This is a genomic window from Paenibacillus sp. FSL K6-4396 (assembly GCF_038002525.1).
Taxonomy (GTDB): Bacteria; Bacillota; Bacilli; order Paenibacillales; family Paenibacillaceae; genus Paenibacillus; species Paenibacillus amylolyticus_B.
In genome coordinates this window covers 2,439,461-2,459,413 of the sequence record NZ_JBBOCR010000001.1, presented here as the reverse complement: position 1 = coordinate 2,459,413, position 19,953 = coordinate 2,439,461, and the positions used below count along the sequence as shown (strand labels likewise).

At 45.8% G+C, this 19,953-nt stretch carries 18 protein-coding genes; 1 reads left to right on the top strand and 17 read right to left on the bottom strand.

Annotated elements, in window-relative coordinates; all coding sequences use genetic code 11:
* Positions 1-129: 129 nt before the first annotated feature.
* From fliE to MHB85_RS11090, 11 genes are all read right to left on the bottom strand, one after another.
* A complete protein-coding gene (gene fliE / locus MHB85_RS11140; protein WP_017689190.1) occupies positions 130-441 on the bottom strand; it encodes a flagellar hook-basal body complex protein FliE in 312 nt (103 codons plus the stop codon).
* Positions 442-499: 58 nt separating this feature from the next.
* Positions 500-949 carry a flagellar basal body rod protein FlgC gene (gene flgC / locus MHB85_RS11135; protein WP_017689191.1) on the bottom strand — a complete coding sequence of 150 codons (450 nt, stop codon included), beginning with the start codon at positions 947-949 and terminating at the stop codon, positions 500-502.
* Between the two features lie 6 nt (positions 950-955).
* On the bottom strand, positions 956-1,363 hold the full coding sequence (gene flgB, locus MHB85_RS11130; protein ID WP_076208905.1) for a flagellar basal body rod protein FlgB: 408 nt from the start codon (positions 1,361-1,363) through the stop codon (positions 956-958).
* Between the two features lie 980 nt (positions 1,364-2,343).
* Positions 2,344-3,744 (bottom strand): ATP-dependent protease ATPase subunit HslU, encoded by a 1,401-nt coding sequence (gene hslU, locus MHB85_RS11125; RefSeq protein ID WP_036609375.1) that lies wholly within the window; start codon positions 3,742-3,744, stop codon positions 2,344-2,346.
* A 116-nt stretch (positions 3,745-3,860) separates the two neighbouring features.
* A complete protein-coding gene (gene hslV, locus MHB85_RS11120; protein ID WP_076208907.1) occupies positions 3,861-4,403 on the bottom strand; it encodes an ATP-dependent protease subunit HslV in 543 nt (180 codons plus the stop codon).
* Positions 4,404-4,429: 26 nt separating this feature from the next.
* Positions 4,430-5,773 carry an FADH(2)-oxidizing methylenetetrahydrofolate--tRNA-(uracil(54)-C(5))-methyltransferase TrmFO gene (gene trmFO / locus MHB85_RS11115; RefSeq protein WP_370511405.1) on the bottom strand — a complete coding sequence of 448 codons (1,344 nt, stop codon included), beginning with the start codon at positions 5,771-5,773 and terminating at the stop codon, positions 4,430-4,432.
* A 56-nt stretch (positions 5,774-5,829) separates the two neighbouring features.
* Complete coding sequence (gene topA, locus MHB85_RS11110; protein WP_047842473.1) at positions 5,830-7,929, bottom strand: type I DNA topoisomerase; 2,100 nt, start codon at positions 7,927-7,929, stop codon at positions 5,830-5,832.
* A 116-nt stretch (positions 7,930-8,045) separates the two neighbouring features.
* Positions 8,046-9,176: a DNA-processing protein DprA gene (gene dprA / locus MHB85_RS11105; protein WP_192132340.1), complete on the bottom strand. Its 1,131-nt coding sequence runs from the start codon at positions 9,174-9,176 to the stop codon at positions 8,046-8,048.
* 244 nt (positions 9,177-9,420) lie between these two features.
* Positions 9,421-10,350 carry a succinate--CoA ligase subunit alpha gene (gene sucD, locus MHB85_RS11100; RefSeq protein WP_192132343.1) on the bottom strand — a complete coding sequence of 310 codons (930 nt, stop codon included), beginning with the start codon at positions 10,348-10,350 and terminating at the stop codon, positions 9,421-9,423.
* 63 nt (positions 10,351-10,413) lie between these two features.
* A complete protein-coding gene (gene sucC / locus MHB85_RS11095; protein WP_036609384.1) occupies positions 10,414-11,574 on the bottom strand; it encodes an ADP-forming succinate--CoA ligase subunit beta in 1,161 nt (386 codons plus the stop codon).
* A 242-nt stretch (positions 11,575-11,816) separates the two neighbouring features.
* Positions 11,817-12,272, bottom strand: a complete 456-nt coding sequence (locus MHB85_RS11090; protein WP_036609387.1) for a MarR family winged helix-turn-helix transcriptional regulator — start codon at positions 12,270-12,272, stop codon at positions 11,817-11,819.
* A 479-nt stretch (positions 12,273-12,751) separates the two neighbouring features.
* Here MHB85_RS11090 and MHB85_RS11085 point away from each other — a divergent pair, with 479 nt between their 5' ends.
* A complete protein-coding gene (locus tag MHB85_RS11085) occupies positions 12,752-14,362 on the top strand; it encodes a YifB family Mg chelatase-like AAA ATPase (protein WP_341072915.1) in 1,611 nt (536 codons plus the stop codon).
* Positions 14,363-14,612: 250 nt separating this feature from the next.
* Here MHB85_RS11085 and MHB85_RS11080 read toward each other — a convergent pair whose 3' ends face one another.
* The 6 genes from MHB85_RS11080 to MHB85_RS11055 form a co-directional block, all read right to left on the bottom strand.
* Positions 14,613-15,164, bottom strand: coding sequence for a nitroreductase family protein (locus MHB85_RS11080; protein WP_105598201.1), 552 nt, complete (start codon positions 15,162-15,164; stop codon positions 14,613-14,615).
* A gap of 285 nt (positions 15,165-15,449) precedes the next feature.
* Entirely contained in the window at positions 15,450-16,634 is a 1,185-nt protein-coding gene (locus MHB85_RS11075) for a carboxypeptidase-like regulatory domain-containing protein (RefSeq protein ID WP_192132345.1), read from the bottom strand.
* 60 nt (positions 16,635-16,694) lie between these two features.
* A complete protein-coding gene (locus MHB85_RS11070) occupies positions 16,695-16,856 on the bottom strand; it encodes a paeninodin family lasso peptide (protein WP_139331839.1) in 162 nt (53 codons plus the stop codon).
* 321 nt (positions 16,857-17,177) lie between these two features.
* Positions 17,178-17,576 (bottom strand): YraN family protein, encoded by a 399-nt coding sequence (locus tag MHB85_RS11065; protein WP_091017321.1) that lies wholly within the window; start codon positions 17,574-17,576, stop codon positions 17,178-17,180.
* Entirely contained in the window at positions 17,570-17,881 is a 312-nt protein-coding gene (locus MHB85_RS11060; RefSeq protein ID WP_091017323.1) for an EscU/YscU/HrcU family type III secretion system export apparatus switch protein, read from the bottom strand. Before MHB85_RS11060 ends, MHB85_RS11065 begins: the two co-directional genes overlap by 7 nt.
* Positions 17,878-19,920 carry a DNA ligase gene (locus MHB85_RS11055; RefSeq protein ID WP_341072913.1) on the bottom strand — a complete coding sequence of 681 codons (2,043 nt, stop codon included), beginning with the start codon at positions 19,918-19,920 and terminating at the stop codon, positions 17,878-17,880. The genes MHB85_RS11060 and MHB85_RS11055 overlap by 4 nt, the downstream gene beginning before the upstream one ends.
* Positions 19,921-19,953 lie beyond the last annotated feature (33 nt).

Below are 19,953 nucleotides of genomic sequence, written 5' to 3'. Positions count from 1 at the left end.
CCCATCCGAAACTTTGCTTAGTCTGTCCTTACTCAACCCCAGCCGTTTCATAGGTTGACGATCAGGAGCAGCATCGCAGCTGCTTTGTTGTAATGATCAGCGCTATTATCGAAGCGCAAGTAGGTTATTTTATAACTGCGTTCGCATAACTTCCTGGTATGCTTCGACCACTTTGTTTCGGACTTGAGTTGTGAGTTGTAGGCTTAACAAGGCCTGTTCTGAAGCAATCATCACCTGATCCACATTCGCTTTGCCGACCAAAAATTGATTCGACATTTCATGCGATTGAGCCTCCTGTGCTGCAACGGACCCTAATGCATTCTGTAAGTATGTACCGAAGCTCTGAATGGTTTCGGCTGGTGTAGAAGGCTTACTTTCGGTTGCACTCTTCATCTGTAGCGGTTGTATCCCCTGTGTGCTAAACATGTTGTTCTGAATCATTAATGTCCCTCCCCTTCATCCCTGGTTTGTATTTTTCTTATTTTCATCTCAAAGCAGATTATCTTCCAATCTCCAAAGCTTTGGAGATCATCGCTTTGGTTGAATTCAGTGCTGTTACGTTTGCTTCATAGGAACGCGAGGCAGAAATCATGTCAACCATTTCTTTCGCAATATCCACATTAGGCATAAATACATATCCTTCTGCGTTTGCATCCGGATGAGAAGGGTCATACACAGGCTTCAAAGGTGACTGATCCTCGCGAATCTCCGTTACTCTTACGCCATCTCCTGAACCGCTACCTCTCATCTGATTTTGCAGCATCGTACCAAATGACGTTTTATTCGGCTCAAGCACAACCATTTTACGTTTGTAAGGGACCGCTTCACCATTGGATACGCTCGCGCGCGTCGTCTCTGCGTTGGCAATGTTGGAAGATATAACGTCCATCCGCAACCGTTGGGCTGTCAGCGCTGAGCTACTGATACTAAAACTATTACTAATGTTCAATTTAGGTTATCTCCCTTCCACGCCAACACGCATGATTTTAATTTGTTCGTTCACTTGCTGAATATAAGCGTTATAACGCAACTGATTCTCCGCCAGAAGACTCATTTCCCTGTCTATATCGACATTGTTTTCGTTGTTATTCATGGAAGTTGACTGGTCCATATTAACTACTGGCGTTGGTACGGAAGAGGAAGGACCTATGACAAAATGCCTTGCATCAGTTACTTTACCCTTAAGAACAGGCATATCTCCATTCATTTGCCCTTGCAACATTTCTTCAAAAGAAACGTTCGAGCGCTTGAAATACGGGGTATCGGCGTTCGCGATGTTGTCAGCAATCGTTCGTTGTCTGATATTGGACGCATCGAGTGCACCTTGCAATCTTTTAAAGCTGATATCGTTTAAAAGATTCACAATCCCCCTCCTCTCTTTAGAAGTAATGGAAAAAGATTGAATCTTTTCCCTTGAAAATTCTTATGTTTTTTCGACAAAAACATTCGTCTTTACACGGTTTTCTAGGACTTAAGTAGAATTAACTCTGATGTTGTCGTATAACATAAGTTTCTTCGAGTTTGGGATATATTACAATAAGAAAAAAGCCCTATCTTTTCTGAAAGACGGGGCTTTTTGTGTATTTTCTGCAAATTATGAATTTTTTCGTAAATGTTCGGGCCCAAAACAAAAGTATGTTAATACTCTCCCTTATTGTTCTTAAACATTCTTAAAATAAAAAAAAACTTTCAAGTCTCAACATGAGCTTACAACGCCCGTAATTATGTATATTTCCGAATATTTCATAGTTGATAATGTTAGAATTTTTTGCTGTTATACTAAGGGTTTATGGACAATACGATAGGTATACATACAAAGCTGTATATTAATCAATTGACAAATTATCTTTCAAGAATGAAGAAAACTCGTCCTTCCTACACAACACTTTCTTAACAATTAAGTAGAGTCTCTATATTTTAATTTTAAGAAAACAATTAGTGGCTTCACACTTTTCTACAATTCATAATTTTGCGCATTTACGCAACATTTACCAATCTATCGACTAAACCGATGACCAGACTTGGAATAAGGAAAATCCTTTTAATGGGAATCGTTGGGTATTGAAACGAAGAATAATTATCACTCCGATAGGTTTTAACTTCGTATACATGCGGCACAAGTCCTAGGTTTTGTCGATCCGTATAACAACCACACATCTTTTATCGGTTGTAACTTCAAAATCCTTTAGATGGAAACAAAAATAAACGATATGCGTCAAGTAAGAGGGCCTCTATGAATCGCTAAAGGATTGCTTCCCTTTGTCGATCACACAAATGTTCTCTACTCTCTTGCATACCGTTCATTTATAACATCATTTTAACAACTACGTTGCTAGTCCCATGTTACAGGATATACTGACTCAAATCACGATCAAGCGCAATATCATTTAATTTCTCCCGGACATACTCAGGAGTGATAACCATACGTTCCAGTGTAAGCTCAGGTGCCTCAAAGGATAAATCCTCCAAAAGCTTTTCAAGAATCGTATGCAATCGACGAGCGCCTATATTTTCTGTATTTTGATTGACGGATTCAGCCAATTTGGCAATCTCGCGAATGGCCTCATCCGAGAACTCAATCTCAATATTCTCTGTCCGCAACAGATCAACATACTGCTTGGTCAGTGCATTTTGGGGTTCAGTCAGAATGGATACAAACTCCTCCAGTGTTAGACTGCTTAGTTCCACACGAATTGGGAAGCGTCCCTGAAGCTCGGGAATGAGATCAGAGGGTTTGGCGACATGGAATGCGCCAGCTGCCATAAACAGGATATAATCCGTTTTGACAGGGCCATATTTCGTCATTACTGTAGAGCCCTCTACGATAGGCAATATGTCACGTTGCACACCCTCACGGGATACATCAGGACCACTACCGCGCCCTTGACTGGCAACCTTGTCAATTTCATCTATGAAAATGATACCTGTCTGCTCTGCTCGACGAATGGATTCTTGTGTAACATCATCCATATCGATCAATTTGCCTGCTTCTTCCTGGGTCAACACTTTGCGCGCTTCTTTAATAGCGAGCTTGCGCTTTTTCGTACGACGAGGTAAGAGGCTGCCAAACATCTCCTGCATATTCATGCCCATCTGATCATTACCTTGTCCAGCAAACATGTCCATCATGTTAGGCGCAGTGTCTTCGACATCAATCTCAATGATGTCATCCTCCAACTTGCCGGACAACAGATCAAACTTGATCTTACGGCGGCGTTCGGCAACCCCAGTATCCGGTTCTGGCTCATCCTGTTCCTGAACGTTGTTGCCATTATTACCAAAGATCATCTCAAAGGGATTACGCTGACTCTTGGACTTGGACTGTGAAGGAGCCAAAATATGTACAATTCGCTCATTGGCGGCTTCTTCAGCTTTGTCCTTCACTTTTTCAGTCCGCTCCAACTTCACCATCCGCAATGATGTCTCAATCAGATCACGCACCATCGATTCAACGTCACGGCCAACGTAACCTACTTCCGTGAACTTGGTAGCTTCCACTTTCACAAATGGCGCACCTACCAGTTTAGCGAGGCGACGAGCGATTTCCGTTTTACCCACACCGGTAGGTCCAATCATCAAGATATTTTTAGGCACAATGTCGTCCTGAGTGTGCTCAGGCAAAAGGCTACGCCGATAACGATTACGAAGAGCTACCGCTACCGATTTTTTAGCTTTCTTTTGACCTACAATATACTTGTCAAGCTCTGCAACAATCTGTCTCGGTGTTAACGCTTGAGTATTCATATTGCTTCCCTCCTACCAGTATGTTGAATTTATTTTTCCTAACAAGGACAAAGAATCCCCTAGACGTCCTGGAGCAGATTACAGAATCATGCTCCACTACGGGAGATTTCTTTGGCTTATAACTCTTCTACAATAATATTACTATTGGTATATACACATAACTCCGATGCAATCTGAAGCGATTCACGCGCAATATCTTTCGCTTCCAGGTTTACTGCATGACGTTTCAACGCACGCGCAGCAGATAAGGCAAAGTTTCCACCTGATCCGATAGCAATAACGTCATCATCCGGTTCGATAATCTCCCCGCCGCCTGAAATGAGCAGCATACCTGATTTGTCCATCACAATCAAGAGCGCCTCAAGCTTACGCAAGATCCGATCCTGACGCCAATCCTTGGCAAGCTCTACCGCGGCACGCTGCAAGTTACCATGGTGCTCCTCCAGCTTACCTTCGAATTTCTCAAACAGGGTGATCGCATCCGCCACAGAACCAGCAAAGCCAGCAACAACCTGTCCGCGGTACAAACGTCTTACCTTCTTGGCTGTATTCTTCATCACAACACTTTGGCCCATGGTCACCTGACCATCTCCTGCGATTGCTGCCTTACCATTATGACGAACAGCACAGATCGTTGTAGCATGAAATGACATATCCATGATATCAGCATCCTCCCACGAATAATTTATACGCGTTCTGGAACAGTTAGACCTTCTGCCGCAGCAAAACTAGTGATGCCATCCAGTGCACGCTGTGCAAGAGCTTCATTTTTTTCCTTTTTGTTACGGATTTTCGTTTCAAGCTTCGGCAACAAACCAAAGTTTGCGTTCATTGGTTGGAAGTGCTTGAAGTCAGCAGTTGTAATATACTGAGCCATACTGCCAAGTGTTGTTTCTACCGGCAATACCACCAGTTCCTGCCCAAGTGCTGCTTTGGCTGCGTTCATGCCGGCAATCAGCCCTGATGCAGCAGATTCCACATATCCTTCTACACCCGTCATCTGACCTGCAAAGAACAGGTTAGGACGCTCTTTAAACTGATACGTCGGAAGAAGCAGTTTAGGAGAGTTAATAAATGTATTTCGGTGCATTACGCCATAACGAACAAATTCTGCATTTTCAAGTCCAGGAATAAGAGAAAAGACACGTTTCTGTTCTCCCCACTTCAGATGCGTTTGGAAGCCCACCAAGTTATACAGGGTTCCAGCTGCATTGTCCTGTCTAAGCTGAACAACCGCATGTGGCAACTCTCCTGTATGAGGATTAACCAGACCTACCGGTTTCATTGGACCAAACAGAGCCGTCTGTTTTCCCCGTTTCATCATCACTTCGATTGGCATACAGCCTTCAAAGTAGATTTCTTTCTCAAACTCTTTTAATTGAGCGACTTCAGCAGTAATGAGAGCTTCATAGAAGACATCAAACTCTTCTTCTGTCATCGGACAGTTCAGATATGCCGCTTCACCCTTATCATAACGGGAAGCCAGATACACTTTATTCATATCAATTGAATCTTTTTCGATGATCGGTGCAGCTGCGTCATAGAAGTAGAAATACTCTTCCCCCATTAGTGCCTTGATTTGCTCAGACAATGCAGGTGAAGTCAGCGGTCCCGTTGCAACAACAACGATGCCATCTTCCGGCAAAGAAGTTAGTTCCTCATTCACCACTTCGATGAGCGGATGCTGGTGCAACGTGGATGTAATCTCACCTGAAAATCCATCCCGGTCCACAGCAAGTGCCCCACCTGCGGGAACCGCATGTTTGTCTGCTGCTGACAATACAAGAGAATTGAGCATTCTCATTTCTTCTTTTAACACACCCACTGCATTGGTCAATCCATTCGCACGCAGCGAATTGCTACATACCAGTTCTGCAAATTTATCCGTATGATGAGCTGGCGTTTTCACAACAGGTCTCATCTCGTATAATTTTACGCGTACGCCGCGACTTGCAATCTGCCAGGCCGCTTCTGTTCCTGCCAGCCCGGCACCAATAACGGTTACTTGTTGTTCATTCGTCAAAATCATTTACCCCCATAAAGCAATTTCATATTTCACTATAATTGAATTGATTCACATATATACTAATCTGCTGATTCGTCATCCGGTTCATCCACCGGCTCCTGATGATCACATGAAGTACACTGCAATCGTGCTCCCTTTTTGTTCCGCTTTTCAATCATTAGCGATCCGCAACTTGGACATGGTTTAGCTGAAGGTCTGTCCCATGAGACAAAATCACATTCAGGATATTTGTCACAACCGTAGAAAATACGTCCTTTTTTACTACGACGCTCTACAACATGACCTTCCTTACACTTCGGACAAGTCACGCCGATATCCTTGATAATCGGTTTGGTATTCCGGCAATCAGGGAAGCCAGAGCACGCAAGAAACTTGCCAAAACGTCCGAGTTTATAAACCAGCGGTTTGCCGCACTTCTCACAGATCTCATCCGATACTTCGTCTTCAATCTCGATTTCTTTCATTTCTTCTTCCGCAAATTCAAGCCGTTTCTCAAAAGATTCATAGAATTCTGCGAGTACTTTGACCCAATCCTCCGAACCTTCCTCCACATGGTCAAGATCACCTTCCATGTTTGCGGTAAATTCTACATTCAGGATTTCCGGGAAAAACTCTTCCATCTGTTCGATGACCAGTTCACCAAGCTCCGTTGGCATGAATTTCTTTTCCTCAATTGCAACATATCCGCGCTTCTGAATGGTCTCCAGTGTTGGCGCATATGTACTCGGACGCCCTATACCCAACTCCTCAAGCGTCTTAACCAACCTTGCCTCCGTATATCGGGGTGGCGGTTGTGTAAAATGCTGTTTTGGCTCAATCTCCTGCTTCTCAAGCACATCTCCACTTTTCAACGGAGGCAGCAGACGATCTTCATCAGTTGTACCATCGTCGTTTCCTTCAACATATACCTTCATGAAACCTTGGAATCGTACCTTCGAACCTGCTGCACGGAAAATGGTGTCCCCCGCAGCAATATCTACAGAGAGTGTGTCCAGAATAGCCGAAGACATCTGGCTCGCTACAAAACGTTCCCATACCAGTTTATACAACCGGAACTGATCGCGACTCATGAATGACTTGATTGAGTCAGGGTCACGCAGAATTGAAGTTGGACGAATCGCTTCATGCGCATCCTGAGCATTAGCTGCTTTTTTGGAATAGTTTCGTGGAGTCTCAGGTGCAAATGGCTCACCATACTTACCAACGATATATTCTTTGGCTTCTTCTTGTGCAGATGCCGCAATTCGTGTGGAGTCCGTACGCATATACGTGATGAGACCTACTGTGCCTTCTTTTCCAAGGTCTACACCTTCATATAGTTGTTGGGCGACCGACATCGTCTTGGAAGCTCTGAAATTCAATTTACGTGCCGCTTCCTGTTGCAGAGAACTTGTCGTAAACGGGGCGGAGGGGTTACGGCTCCGTTCTTTCTCTTTAACTTCCTTGATCGTAAAGTCTGCACCTTCGATCTGTTTCAGGATCGCTTGCACTTCCGCTTCACTGCCCAGCTCTGTTTTGGCCCCGTTCAGTTTATGAAACTTGGCTTCAAACGGATTGCCGTCTGCTGTCAGTTTGGCGGTAATGCTCCAGTATTCTTCCGGCTCAAAATCATCAATTTCATTTTCACGATCTAAAATGATTTTAACAGCCACGGACTGAACTCGGCCTGCTGACAAACCTTTTTTCACTTTCTTCCATAATAACGGACTAATTTTATATCCAACGAGCCGATCCAGAATACGTCTTGCCTGCTGCGCGTTAACCAAATCCATATTGATTTTCCGCGGCGTTTTGAACGCATCTTTGACCGCCTGTTTTGTAATTTCATTAAATACTACCCGGCAATCTGCCGTATCGTCCAGTTCAAGGGCATGGGCTAAATGCCATGCGATAGCCTCACCTTCGCGATCCGGGTCAGCTGCGAGATACACTTTTTTCACTTTCTTACGTGCATCCTTCAGTTCTTTCAGAATTGAACCTTTGCCGCGGATCGTAATATATTTCGGATTAAAATCATTCTCTACCTCAACGCCGATCTGACTCTTTGGCAAATCGCGAATATGCCCCATCGAAGCTTTTACGATGAACTTGCTGCCTAAATATTTGCCTATCGTCTTCGCCTTTGAGGGCGACTCCACGATTACGAGTGCATCCGCCATAGGTTCATCCTCCTCTCAGTCATGAAACTGTCATGAAACTGTTTCTGTAAGCTTATGCATAGTTAATAACTTCTGCTAATTATATATTTCCACGCACTACGTAGGTTGTAGCTTCGTCATACCCTCGCGTATTTAGTGCCTGGTAATTGGCTAATCTGCTTTTTTATGATTAAAGATAACAGAACTGAATGCAAATGTCCAAAATCCCAACCAAGCAGCTCAACCATTTGATCCAATGATTGTTCTCCCTGTTCCAACAGATAAATCACGCGTTGTTCATCTGGAGAGAGCTTAACCTCAGCGAATATCCCTCGCCCGGAAGGCTCGGTTGTTTCGGTCGAACGTCCTCTATTGTAAGGAAGTTGTTCTGCATTTGGCAAGCCCAATCGATACTCTTCCAATACATCTGCTGCACAAGTGACCAATTTGGCCCCTTGACGGATAAGATTGTGTGCTCCCCGACTTTTCGGCGATGTAATAGGTCCAGGGACTGCAAATACATCCCTGCCTGCTTCAAGCGCAGCATCTGCTGTAATGAGTGAACCACTGCGAATGTCAGCCTCAACAACCAATGTTCCCAGTGTCAGACCGGCAATGATTCGATTCCGTTCCGGAAATAATCCCTGGCGCGCTCTCGTACCTGGTGGATACTCCGACAAAAGCAGCCCCGTCTCCGCGATTCGCTCAGCGAGACTTGTATTTTCGGGAGGGTATATATTATCAATCCCTGTTCCGAATACTGCGATCGTTTTTCCCTTTGCACGTAGTACTGCCTCATGACATACGCTATCAATACCGCGGGCAAGCCCGCTTACAATCGTCAGTCCTGCATTGCATAATTGCTCTGCAAGCTTTTCCCCAACTTTGCGTCCATACACGGTTGGCATACGAGTTCCCACCATGGCAATAGACGAATCGTGTAGCAAACTAACATCCCCTCGAGCATACATTACCCAGGGAGGCTGAACGGTTTCCTTCATTAATATGGGATAATTCTGATCCAGATAAGTAATAACCTCTATCCCCTGATTGTAAACGTGTTCTCTTTTACTCTCAATCCAGTCGATAGTAAATTGGCTAGCCAAACGGGCAGCCTGATCTTTGCGCAAGCCTGCTGCGACCCAGTCGTTTTCCCCATAATTCAATAGTTCGGTTAATTCATGTTGTCCCAAAATCAGTTTCGAGATTGTTTTCTTGCCAATACCCTCCATCTCATGCAACCCAAACAAGATCCATCGTTCTTCCATACCATAAACCTCCCAAAGTGGGAAGAGATCTTCCCTCATATTGTGTGTTAAGTGACCACGGAATGCAAGCGTTTACGCAGATGAGAGACAATTCCTCCCCCTTTTCCCGTAAAAAAAACGCAAAAAAGCAACCCTTCGCCCTGTTCAAGGACAAAAGGTTGCTTACCTTTTCCGTAACCATAATAGTCGGTCTACCAGAAATAAATCATTTCCGAGCCGTTTCTTCTATTATAACGAAAAAGAATTAATGTGTCGTGCACAAATTCAAAATACCGCGTTCCTCAAGTACACTCACCAAAGTTGAACCCATCTCAGCAGGAGTTGGTGCTACTTTGATTCCACATGATTCCAGCTTCGCAATTTTCTCTTTGGCTGTACCTTTACCGCCAGAGATAATAGCGCCAGCATGGCCCATCCGTTTGCCTGGAGGCGCTGTTACGCCACCGATAAAGCCAACAACCGGTTTGGTCATGTTTTCACGTACCCAATCTGCAGCATCCTCTTCAGCTGTACCACCAATCTCACCAATCATGATGACCGCATGAGTCTGTGGATCTTCATTGAACCGTTTGAGGATATCAATGAACTCGGAGCCTTTTACAGGGTCTCCCCCGATTCCTACAGCAGAAGATTGTCCAATGCCACGTGTCGTCAGTTGATGAACGGCTTCATAGGTAAGTGTTCCACTACGGGAAACAACGCCTACGTGCCCTGCCATATGGATATAACCAGGCATGATACCGATTTTACATTCGCCTGGTGTAATGACACCTGGACAGTTTGGTCCGATCAGGACGGTTTTTTTACCTTCCATGAAGCGGTCAACCTTGATCATGTCAAGAACCGGAATACCTTCTGTAATACAGATTACGAGGTCCAGCTCAGCATCAACAGCTTCCATAATGGAATCTGCTGCAAATGCAGGAGGAACGTAAATGACGCTCGCTGTTGCGCCTGTAGCCTCCTTCGCTTCCTGCACAGTGTTGAACACCGGCAGACTAGCTACTGTGCCGTCTTCCAACGTGATATCCACATTAGTTCCGCCTTTACCCGGTGTAACTCCGCCTACCATCTGGGTTCCGTAGTCCAATGCGCCCTTCGTGTGGAACATTCCCGTTGAACCCGTAATGCCTTGCGTAATGACTTTTGTATTTTTATCGATCAAAATACTCACGTTGCTTCACATCCTTACGGTTATTTTTCAATTCCCGGACAGCTCCGGTACTAAGGAATGAACTTATTTTACGAGGGCAACAATTTTCTGTGCACCATCGGCCATGGAATCAGCAGGAACGATATTCAGGCCAGATTCACCCAGAATACGTTTGCCAAGCTCCACGTTAGTTCCTTCAAGACGAACAACCAGCGGTTTGGTCAGGCCAAGCTGCTTCGCGGCTTCAACAACACCATTGGCGATAACATCACAGCGCATGATGCCACCGAAGATGTTAACGAAGATCCCAGCTACTTTGGCATCGGACAAGATGATCTTAAATGCTTCAGTCACCTTCTCCGTTGTCGCACCGCCCCCAACGTCAAGGAAGTTGGCCGGGTCTCCACCGTAGTATTTGATAATGTCCATCGTTGCCATCGCAAGTCCCGCACCATTGACCATACAGCCGATGTTGCCATCAAGTGCTATGTAGCTGAGGTCGTATTTGGAAGCTTCGATTTCTTTTTCATCCTCTTCATCCAGGTCACGCAGTTCCAAAATGTCTTTATGACGGAACAGGGCGTTGGAGTCAAAGTTCAATTTTGCATCTAGCGCGATAACGTTTCCATCTCCGGTAACAACGAGAGGATTGATCTCGGCAATAGAGCAATCTTTTTCGACAAATGCAGTGTACAGCGCGAGCATGAACTTAACAGCTTTGTTCACCAGTTCATTCGGAATCTTAATGCTGTAAGCCAGTTTACGGGCCTGGAACACTTGCAATCCAATGGCAGGGTCAATGATTTCTTTGAAAATTTTCTCAGGTGTAGCTTCAGCTACTTCTTCAATCTCAGTACCGCCTTCTTCGGAAGCCATCATAACTACACGGCCTGTGGCACGGTCCACAACAACACCCACATAATACTCTTTGCGGATATCGCATCCTTCTTCAATCAGAAGACGTTTCACTTCTTTGCCTTCTGGTCCAGTCTGGTGTGTTACCAATACTTTGCCCAGAATTTCGGAAGCATAGGCACGAACTTCATCCGTACTCTTTGCCACTTTTACGCCGCCGGCTTTACCCCGGCCACCTGCGTGAATTTGCGCTTTAACAACAGTCACCGGACTGCCCAATGCCTCTGCGGCCGCAACCGCTTCATCGACTGTATAAGCAACCTTTCCGTTTGGAACGGTAACTCCATACTGTTTCAGTACTTCTTTTCCTTGATATTCATGGATATTCATTCTCGAATCCTCCTATCAACATGACTGCAACAAGGCGGGTTGGTAGACTAACAAAAGACAAATGTTGACTATTTTCACTTAAACCCAATTCATTGTAACACGTTTTTAAAACGCTTTCCTTAAAAAATTAATGTTTAATAGACAGTATTTTGATATGAGTATGATCCCATATTGTGAATGCTTGGGTATATATGGAAAAACCTCAGCTAAAAACTGAGGTTTCCTTGATGTAAAACTACATTTTATTTTTTGGCTGCGTTCGTGTTGGTTTCGTGAACTTTCTCCAGCAATCCTTTGAACTGACCCAGCAATGTTTCAAACTCTGTACTGTTCAAACACGCATCTCCCTGAATGGATTCAGGTATGGATAATGCCTTGTTCCGCAACTCACGGCCCGAGTCGGTTAGTGTAATTAATACTTTTCGTTCATCCTGAGCCGAGCGTTCGCGATTAATAAGTCCTGCTGACTGCAAACGTTTGAGAAGTGGTGTCAACGTTCCCGAATCGAGATAGAGAGCCTCCCCGATCTCTTTAACCGTACATTCTTCACGTTCCCACAAAACCATCAACACCAAATACTGGGAATACGTTACGCCGAGCACCTCCAGATAAGGCTGGTACATCTTCGTAATCTCACGTGAACAAGCATATATGGCAAAGCATAATTGGTTATCCAGCTTCAAACTGTCAGTCTGCATATGTCTTTCTCACCTGCCTATTGTGCATTCTATTCCTTATAACACAGGAACTATAGTTCTATACTATCACAAAATAGAAAAAAAACAGAATAATTGAGCACAAATGATTTTACTAATCAATTTAATTATGATAAATTATATTGTGTAAAACATAAATATGATTAGATAATCAGCAGTTCATCCCCATGATTTAACAACAATAATAGATAAGTCCATCGAACAGATTCACGCTTTCTCGAGTCAAATCTAATAAACATAATGAAAGTTTATACGTAACCATTTTCGCCAAAGTAATTTAATGATTTCCTTCCAGAAATAAAATTCAGGGATCAGGAAAGATGACTGCAGCAATTATAATGACAGGTTGACTCCATGATTCCTTTTATATAAAATGCTTAGTAGAAGCTGAGGAAGCACCTTAATTCGTAGACTGACCCGTATTATGCGGAGTCAAGAATCGAGTGAGGTGTTTCTTTGTTATGTACGGAAAATTACACAGTGCGTGTTTGTACGGAATCGATGGCGTTCTGATCAAGGTGGAAACCGATTTATCCAATGGTCTGCCACAGACGTCCATCATCGGATTACCGGATTCAGCCATTCGTGAGGCCGTTGAACGTGTCCGTGCAGCGATTAAAAACTGCGGATATCAGTATCCTTTACAGCGGATCACAATCAATCTGGCCCCCGCTGATCTGCGCAAGGAGGGATCCTCCTTTGACCTAGCTATTGCTATTGGTTTACTCATGACAAGCGGCCAGCTTGTACTGCCTCCCCAGGAACGGACACTAGTGGTTGGCGAACTCGCGTTGGACGGTTCGATCAGGTCCGTGCCCGGCATTTTATCCATGGTGCATCTGGCCAAACGACAAGGCTTTACTTCCGTGCTTTTGCCTTTGGATAACGTGGAGGAAGCGTCACTGATTCGAGGTATCCAGGTGTTTGGCATTCGTCATTTACAAGATATTGCTCCAGAAAACCCAGATCAACCCGCTAGTTCAGTGGGAATACCAAATAATTCGAATGCAGGACCAGTCGTGTTGAAAAATTATGCACACCTCGCTGCTCCTATAACTGATAAGACTCATAAGATGTCGGATAGGAAGCCGAGACAAACACCATTATTTGCAGACGACTATAGCGATGTTCTGGGGCAACACCATGTAAAACGCGCGCTTATGATTGCTGCAGCTGGCATGCATAACATACTCCTCGTTGGACCGCCAGGCACGGGCAAAACGATGTTAATCAAACGTCTGCCTTCCATCCTTCCTCCTTTGTCAGAAGATGAAGCGTTAGAAGTAACCAAAGTATTAAGTGCCGCAGGCAAATTGAAAGAAGCGCCTCAAGGCCTGATTGCAGATAGACCTTTTCGCTCCCCTCACCATACAATATCCACCTCTGGTCTGATTGGAGGCGGTGGTATCCCAAAACCGGGTGAAGTGAGCCTTGCCCATCGGGGCATATTGTTTCTGGATGAATTACCTGAATTCCAGCGCCAAGTGCTGGAGGTATTAAGGCAACCGTTAGAGGATCGCACAGTGACAATTAGTCGGGCACGCGCTGCATTCACCTTTCCGGCCCAGTTCATGCTAGCATGTTCCATGAATCCCTGTCCCTGCGGATATTTGTCCGCTCATTCGGAGGAGCAACGCTGCATATGTAGTCCAGCCCGTGTTGCCGCATACCGAGCCAAAATTTCAGGACCACTGCTGGACCGTATTGATCTTCAGGTTGAGGTTCCTCCACCAGGCGAGTGGCGCAAGTCTGCTGCTTCCCCTTCCTCTGAAGAAATGCAGGCAAAAGTGATCCATGCTCATCTAATTCAGGCTACACGTTATGCCAAAAGTTCCGTTCGTTGGAATAGCCAGCTTTCGGGCACGCTTTTGCGACGAACGATCCATCTCCCCCAAGAGGCAGAGCAACTGTTAGAGCAAACGCTGCAAACGTTAAACCTGAGCATGCGTGCACATGATCGGATTATCAAGATGGCACAGACCATTGCCGATCTGGACCATGAAGGTGAAATTGTGACAGCTCATGTGGCTGAAGCCATCCAGTATCGTCAACTGGATCTTAATTTATTTTGAAGCTATTTTTGAAGCATATGGAGGAAAGAACAGGCCAATTTACCTAAAGGCAGTGAAATGGGCATGAAACTGCAGACAGCAGAGGAAGATCGAGAAAGATTTCTTATGCAGATTCTACAATGCGGATACGCCAACATGACAAAAAACGTACAAGCCCTTCTCTTCTGTGAAGAAAGGTACTTGTACGTAAATTTCCCTGTAACATAAGGGGATCGTATATAGCTAAGGTCTACAATAATTTAACAATTTATTATTCAAAAAGAGTGAGTTTGTCCTTAGCTGGTGTGCGTTCTTTGGCAGAAGGAATAACATCAGGGTATCCCATATAAATCATGCCTACAATCTTCTCTCCCGCCTCTATTCCAAGCGGTTTGCGGAATTTGGGAGCGTACAAGAATGGCTTGGTCACCCAGAACGTTCCAATGTCTTCACTCCAGGCTGCAAGCATAAAGTTCTGGACCAATGCACTGACTGCAGCGAAGTCTTCGTCCCAGATATTCTGTCTTGGATCTTCTTCCAGCACGACAAGCATAACGGATGGAACTTGCATAATATTGGCTGAGAATTTGTTATCTTCTCCCATTTCTGCATCAATAGCCTCAGCCAGTTTCTTCCGTCCATTCCCGGTAAACAATAAAAATCTCCAAGGTTCACGCAGTTTATGGTTAGGAGCCCAGACTGCGGTGTCCAGCAATTCTATAATCTGCTGTGTAGGAACAGCTTCTTTTTTGAATTTTTTCACCGTACGACGGTTTTGAATCGCATTTCTGACTTCATTTATTGTTTTCGTAGCTTTACTCATCGGCCGTACCTCCTGTTTATAATATGATTTGTAACCCTAACGATGGGTTACGGTCTGGAACAATTCGTTTATGACAAATCAAAGATTAAAACTCCAGATTACATCCTTGATTATACACCCTTCTGTTCACGAGATTCAAAGGGAAGGCGTCGACTCCTAGGGCTACAGGCATTAAAAATGGTAAAGACGGCTCCGAATACTGATCTACCGAGGGCGATCATCATGTCGGAGCCGTCTAATTAATTTAGCATCTTAATACTATTCAAAAATCACATCAATGATGAATCAATATGAGCCTGCGCCTTCAAATGTGCCATTAACAAAATCCATTTTGTTATACTTCTCTTGGTTACCTGCAACATCTGTACTGTAGTACTCTACCACCTTGACATCAGGGGCATAAAACTTGACGGGTCCTTCATAAGTCTCCCATGCTCCCCCATTGATTCGATATTGCGTTGTTTTTACACCCGAACCTTTGACTTCGTCCGTTGCCTGAAGTCTGAATGTAAATCCTTTGATGTATATTTTCCCATTCACAGTATCTGTAATAGGAACTAATCTGTACTTGGTTACTGGAGGTGTAATATCTGCATCTTTCTTAAGTACGATATTAAACGTATTATGATCTCCTTGTACGAAGGTAACGTTCTGAGTAGATTTTAAGTATCCTGCTGCTTCCCCCGTTATTGTTCTGGTGCCTGTTGGCACGCGCTTTATGAAATAATTTCCTTGAGCATCCGTTGTTGTTGTTGTTGCCGAGCCTCCGGCATTCACTTTAGCTCCACTTACTGGATTGCCCGCCTCATCTACTACTTTCCCCCGCACATGTGCGGCTTCTGTCAAAACAACATCTACGATTAAGGTTTTTCCAGCCTGAACATTCAATCGATCCTGTTCATAAAGCATATAATCCGCAGAATCTACCCAGATCGCAATGTTCGGATTGTAGTCAAAATCAAGCCCAGTAACGGCATAACGGCCTTGCTGATCTGTTTTAACCGGGCGATCCAAGGCTCCTGTTACTTTGACCAAGGCATCTGGAATCGGTTTGCCTGTTTGATCGGTTACAGACCCTACAATCGTAGAAGGTTCATATAGCTCGAAATTAACCAGAATCTGTTCTCCTTCTGACAAATAGTAGGTATTACGGTGCCTGTCTGTCACATAGCCCTCTGCTTCAATTATAAAACTAATTTCCGTATAATCCTGGACAGACTCAAGTATGGAATAATTTCCAGTGCCATCTGTCTTTACGCTTTTTTCAGTTTCTTCCCCTTGATATCTAAGGGAATACTTGATTGTTGCATCTTGGATAGGAAACCCTTCGAGATCAGTAACTTTACCTGATATTTTTGCCTGGCTAGACGGATCCGCTGCATAAGAAACTCCGGAATACATGATTCCAAACAAAATGAAACATAAAGATAGTGTACTTAGTCGAATGATCCATTTGATACTTGTCTGCATCTTCTCACTACACCTCACCATTTATTTTATTGATCAAACATTCCTCTTTAACCTCTTAAATTAACTGACCATAAGTTCAAGCTTCCAGAATTCTCCGTCCCAAACATATTGCCAAATCCCCTGTCCACCGTTCATGGTCTCGCTGATATCCAGCACTTCCATCCGAGGGCACTCCCATACTTGTTTTACTGTGTTGTTCGAAGTATTCTGAAGCTCTTTCATACATCCCACCAACCTCTCTTTAAATTTCAACTTTCTTAGTTTATTACAAATGATACATTTTGTATCTATAAATTTCTGAAATACAATGATTTTATTATCAATGCTCTATCCTCTGTTTAATGATTTCATAGTTAAATCAAAAAAAAGCCGCAGTTCCTGTATAAAGAGGAACTACGGCTTTAGTATATTAACTAATTTTAAAACTAAAACGAATGCGAAGATAAGACATAATTAAACTTGTACTTCGAAATCACTGACCAACTCACATCAAAAAGATACAATTCGTATCAATTAATATAGCAATAACTTTGAGTGTAATTCTTAAAAAGCATTAACAATATGATTCACAGAGACAGGTTTTCCTGCTTGATCGAGCATTACGGCAATTACATCAAAACGGATCTGAAGTTCCGTCTCTCCCGTCATTTGCAAATAAACGGATGCGGTTGAACGCACCTGCTGCATTTTACGCATATCAACCGATTCCTGAGGTGTACCGTACTGAGCGGCTCCACTTCTGCTTCTTACTTCTACAAAGACAATCAGACCCTCGCAGGAAGCAATGATGTCAATTTCACCGCTACGGCAACGCCAGTTCTGTCTAATGATCCGATAATCGTTCTCTCGCAACCATTGACAGGCAGCCTCTTCACCTAATCGGCCTTTCTGCTGTCGTGTGAGCTTTAATCCTGGCTCCTGACCCAATCTACGGTCTACCATGACTCATTTTCCTCACGTCCTGAGGCCATTCGATCTGCACGGTAGACGTACGTTAGCACCTCTGCGACCAGTTGATACAGTTCTGCCGGAATCTGTTCATCCAGATCCAACTTGGAGAGTACCTCCACAAGTGCTGCATCCTCCTGAACTGCCACGCCGTTTTCTCTGGCTTTATCCAGAATGGCTTCTGCCACTTTACCGCGCCCCTTAGCTATAACAACAGGTGCTTCACTCTCTCCAGGAACATATTTTAGGGCAACCGCCTTTTTGGAGAGCAGGTCCGGTTGTGACGACTCGTCTTTCATACCTTCAAGTCCACCCCTTTGTAACGTTCAGGACTATAATCCGAGGCCGTCATTTTCCGCTCCGCGCCCGGCTCCTGGCCCACAGGCCACGTTTCCGCCTTGAAGGTCAGCAGTTGATAGCCCAGCTTGTCCAATGCCTGATGGATGACCTCTCGTCCGCTCTCCAGGAGCGGTCCCATTCCTTCGCGATCATTCAATACACGCAGACTGACAATGTTATTAACCACATGGACATCTACCAGAGTAGGCCCAAGACTTTTCATGTCCAGATCAAACCATAGACGGCAGTTGGACGCATCCAGCTCTCCACGAGGTCCACGACGTGATTGAATCTGAACAGACGCCGTTTCTTCCCCGTCCGGTCCAGTGATCGGAATAAACCAGTGCATCTGTGCAAAGGTAGCACTGCGATCTGTCGTCAGCAATAACTGCTGACCTGTCAGATACTGCACGGCCTGTCCGGCGGCATCCTTAAGCGCCGCCGGTGCACCTTCGCTGCTGGCAAGCTGCAGCAGCAAGCCCTTCAGCGTGTCCGCATTCGCCGGACTCGCCGCATCCCCCACGCGCGGCTGCGCTGCCGCGCCGTGAACGGCCTGCTGCTCGTGCTCCGCACCGAGCAGCTTCAGCACGCGCCCCACCCACGGGTCCCCCTCGTGGGTGACAGGCGCGTGCACTGCCGCAGCTCCCGCAGGTGCTGCGGCATTACCGCCAGCCGGCGGCGCATCAGCGCCGGCTGGCAACGGCTGCGGCACGCCTCCGGCAGCCGCAGCCGCCTGGCCGCCCTGCGATGCAGGGGCGGCCTGTGCTGCCGCACCAGGCTGTGCCGGTGCGGCAGTGGACGCGCTGCGCAGGGCGTCCAGCAGCGCCAGCAGCTTGGGCGCCAGCTGCGCTGCCGTAGGCGCTGCTGGCGCCGCCTGGCCTGCTGCGGACGGCGTCCCCGCAGCAGCAGGCGTTTCAGCGCGGCCGTCAGTCCGCCCGGCCGCGCCTGTTTCAGGCTGGCCTGTAATTACACGGCCAGCCACAGATTCAGCTGCCGCCCCCGGTGTACCCGGGCGGCTCCCGACTTGGCCCGCGTCAGCTCCGCGCGGGCTCTCCCCAGGTATTCCGGTTCCAGACGGAATACCTGCGCCCCCTTTGCCAGCCGTTTCAACGCTGCTGGCAACTGCCTTTGCCCCGGCTTCAGCATTTCCTGCCCCTGCGCCAGTCTGCAGGTTTCCTTTCACCGCAGTACCTGCATCCTCTGCCCCGCCATCCGTCATGGATATAGATCCTGCCAATGCCGTTTGTCCTTGTTGCGTCGACAAAGCAGGCGTTCCGGTTCCAGTCACCTGACGACCATTGCTTGATGCAACCAATCCTTCTTCCGCCTGTGATGCATTCGGCACAACAGGTGCACCAGCCATGACTGCTGGTTTCATCGCAGCAGATTGTTCTCCAGGCAATACCGGTTTACCTGTAGTTTGAGTAAGCATCGTTTCCAACTGGTCAGCCAACCCACTTAACAACTGGTGCAGAGGGGGGCCAAACACCGTCTGGTGTAATCCTTTTACTGTTTCCGCCGTAACCGGAAGACCACGCTGAAAAGCAATCCCCGTCGCCTGCACCCATTCTTCCACAGGAACCTGTGCGGGTTTGGCAGTCATCATATTCTGGACCATAGCCACATTATCCTTCGTTAGCGGCAATCCGCTACGCTGCATGGCAAGTAACAGCTCCCGGTTCCCTTTTGTATCCGGCAGTCCTACATCCTTAAGCAGGTTGTTCAGCGAAGCTTGTGGCAGCTCAGCAAGTGCACCCGTCATAGGTTTCATTACCGTTATGCCATTTTCACCTGGAGGCTGCACTTGAAGCAACGTGGTCTCACCCGGACGGAGTGGAGTCTCCAACTTGGCGCGCACTTGCACACCTTGAATCTGCAGAACTGCTTCTCCTCCATCATCGGATACACTAACGACGGAGCCACGAACCACCTGACCTTCCTTTAATTCAAGCGGTTTGGCATTGCCGGGCTTACTATCTCCCATTAATCCCTTTATCATGGAACCGATATTCAAATCTCTCCCCCTCCTTTC

What these genes read in the sequence shown, in the direction of transcription:
- sucC (WP_036609384.1), bottom strand. Translation starts at nt 11,574, where the DNA reads ATGAATATCCATGAATATCAAGGAAAAGAAGTACTGAAACAGTATGGA.
- MHB85_RS11080 (WP_105598201.1), bottom strand. Translation starts at nt 15,164, where the DNA reads ATGAGTAAAGCTACGAAAACAATAAATGAAGTCAGAAATGCGATTCAA.
- fliE (WP_017689190.1), bottom strand. Translation starts at nt 441, where the DNA reads ATGATTCAGAACAACATGTTTAGCACACAGGGGATACAACCGCTACAG.
- dprA (WP_192132340.1), bottom strand. Translation starts at nt 9,176, where the DNA reads ATGGAAGAACGATGGATCTTGTTTGGGTTGCATGAGATGGAGGGTATT.
- MHB85_RS11065 (WP_091017321.1), bottom strand. Translation starts at nt 17,576, where the DNA reads ATGGTAGACCGTAGATTGGGTCAGGAGCCAGGATTAAAGCTCACACGA.
- MHB85_RS11075 (WP_192132345.1), bottom strand. Translation starts at nt 16,634, where the DNA reads ATGCAGACAAGTATCAAATGGATCATTCGACTAAGTACACTATCTTTA.
- MHB85_RS11085 (WP_341072915.1), top strand. Translation starts at nt 12,752, where the DNA reads ATGTACGGAAAATTACACAGTGCGTGTTTGTACGGAATCGATGGCGTT.
- MHB85_RS11055 (WP_341072913.1), bottom strand. Translation starts at nt 19,920, where the DNA reads ATGATAAAGGGATTAATGGGAGATAGTAAGCCCGGCAATGCCAAACCG.
- MHB85_RS11090 (WP_036609387.1), bottom strand. Translation starts at nt 12,272, where the DNA reads ATGCAGACTGACAGTTTGAAGCTGGATAACCAATTATGCTTTGCCATA.
- topA (WP_047842473.1), bottom strand. Translation starts at nt 7,929, where the DNA reads ATGGCGGATGCACTCGTAATCGTGGAGTCGCCCTCAAAGGCGAAGACG.
- hslV (WP_076208907.1), bottom strand. Translation starts at nt 4,403, where the DNA reads ATGGATATGTCATTTCATGCTACAACGATCTGTGCTGTTCGTCATAAT.
- MHB85_RS11070 (WP_139331839.1), bottom strand. Translation starts at nt 16,856, where the DNA reads ATGAAAGAGCTTCAGAATACTTCGAACAACACAGTAAAACAAGTATGG.
- MHB85_RS11060 (WP_091017323.1), bottom strand. Translation starts at nt 17,881, where the DNA reads ATGAAAGACGAGTCGTCACAACCGGACCTGCTCTCCAAAAAGGCGGTT.
- trmFO (WP_370511405.1), bottom strand. Translation starts at nt 5,773, where the DNA reads ATGATTTTGACGAATGAACAACAAGTAACCGTTATTGGTGCCGGGCTG.
- hslU (WP_036609375.1), bottom strand. Translation starts at nt 3,744, where the DNA reads ATGAATACTCAAGCGTTAACACCGAGACAGATTGTTGCAGAGCTTGAC.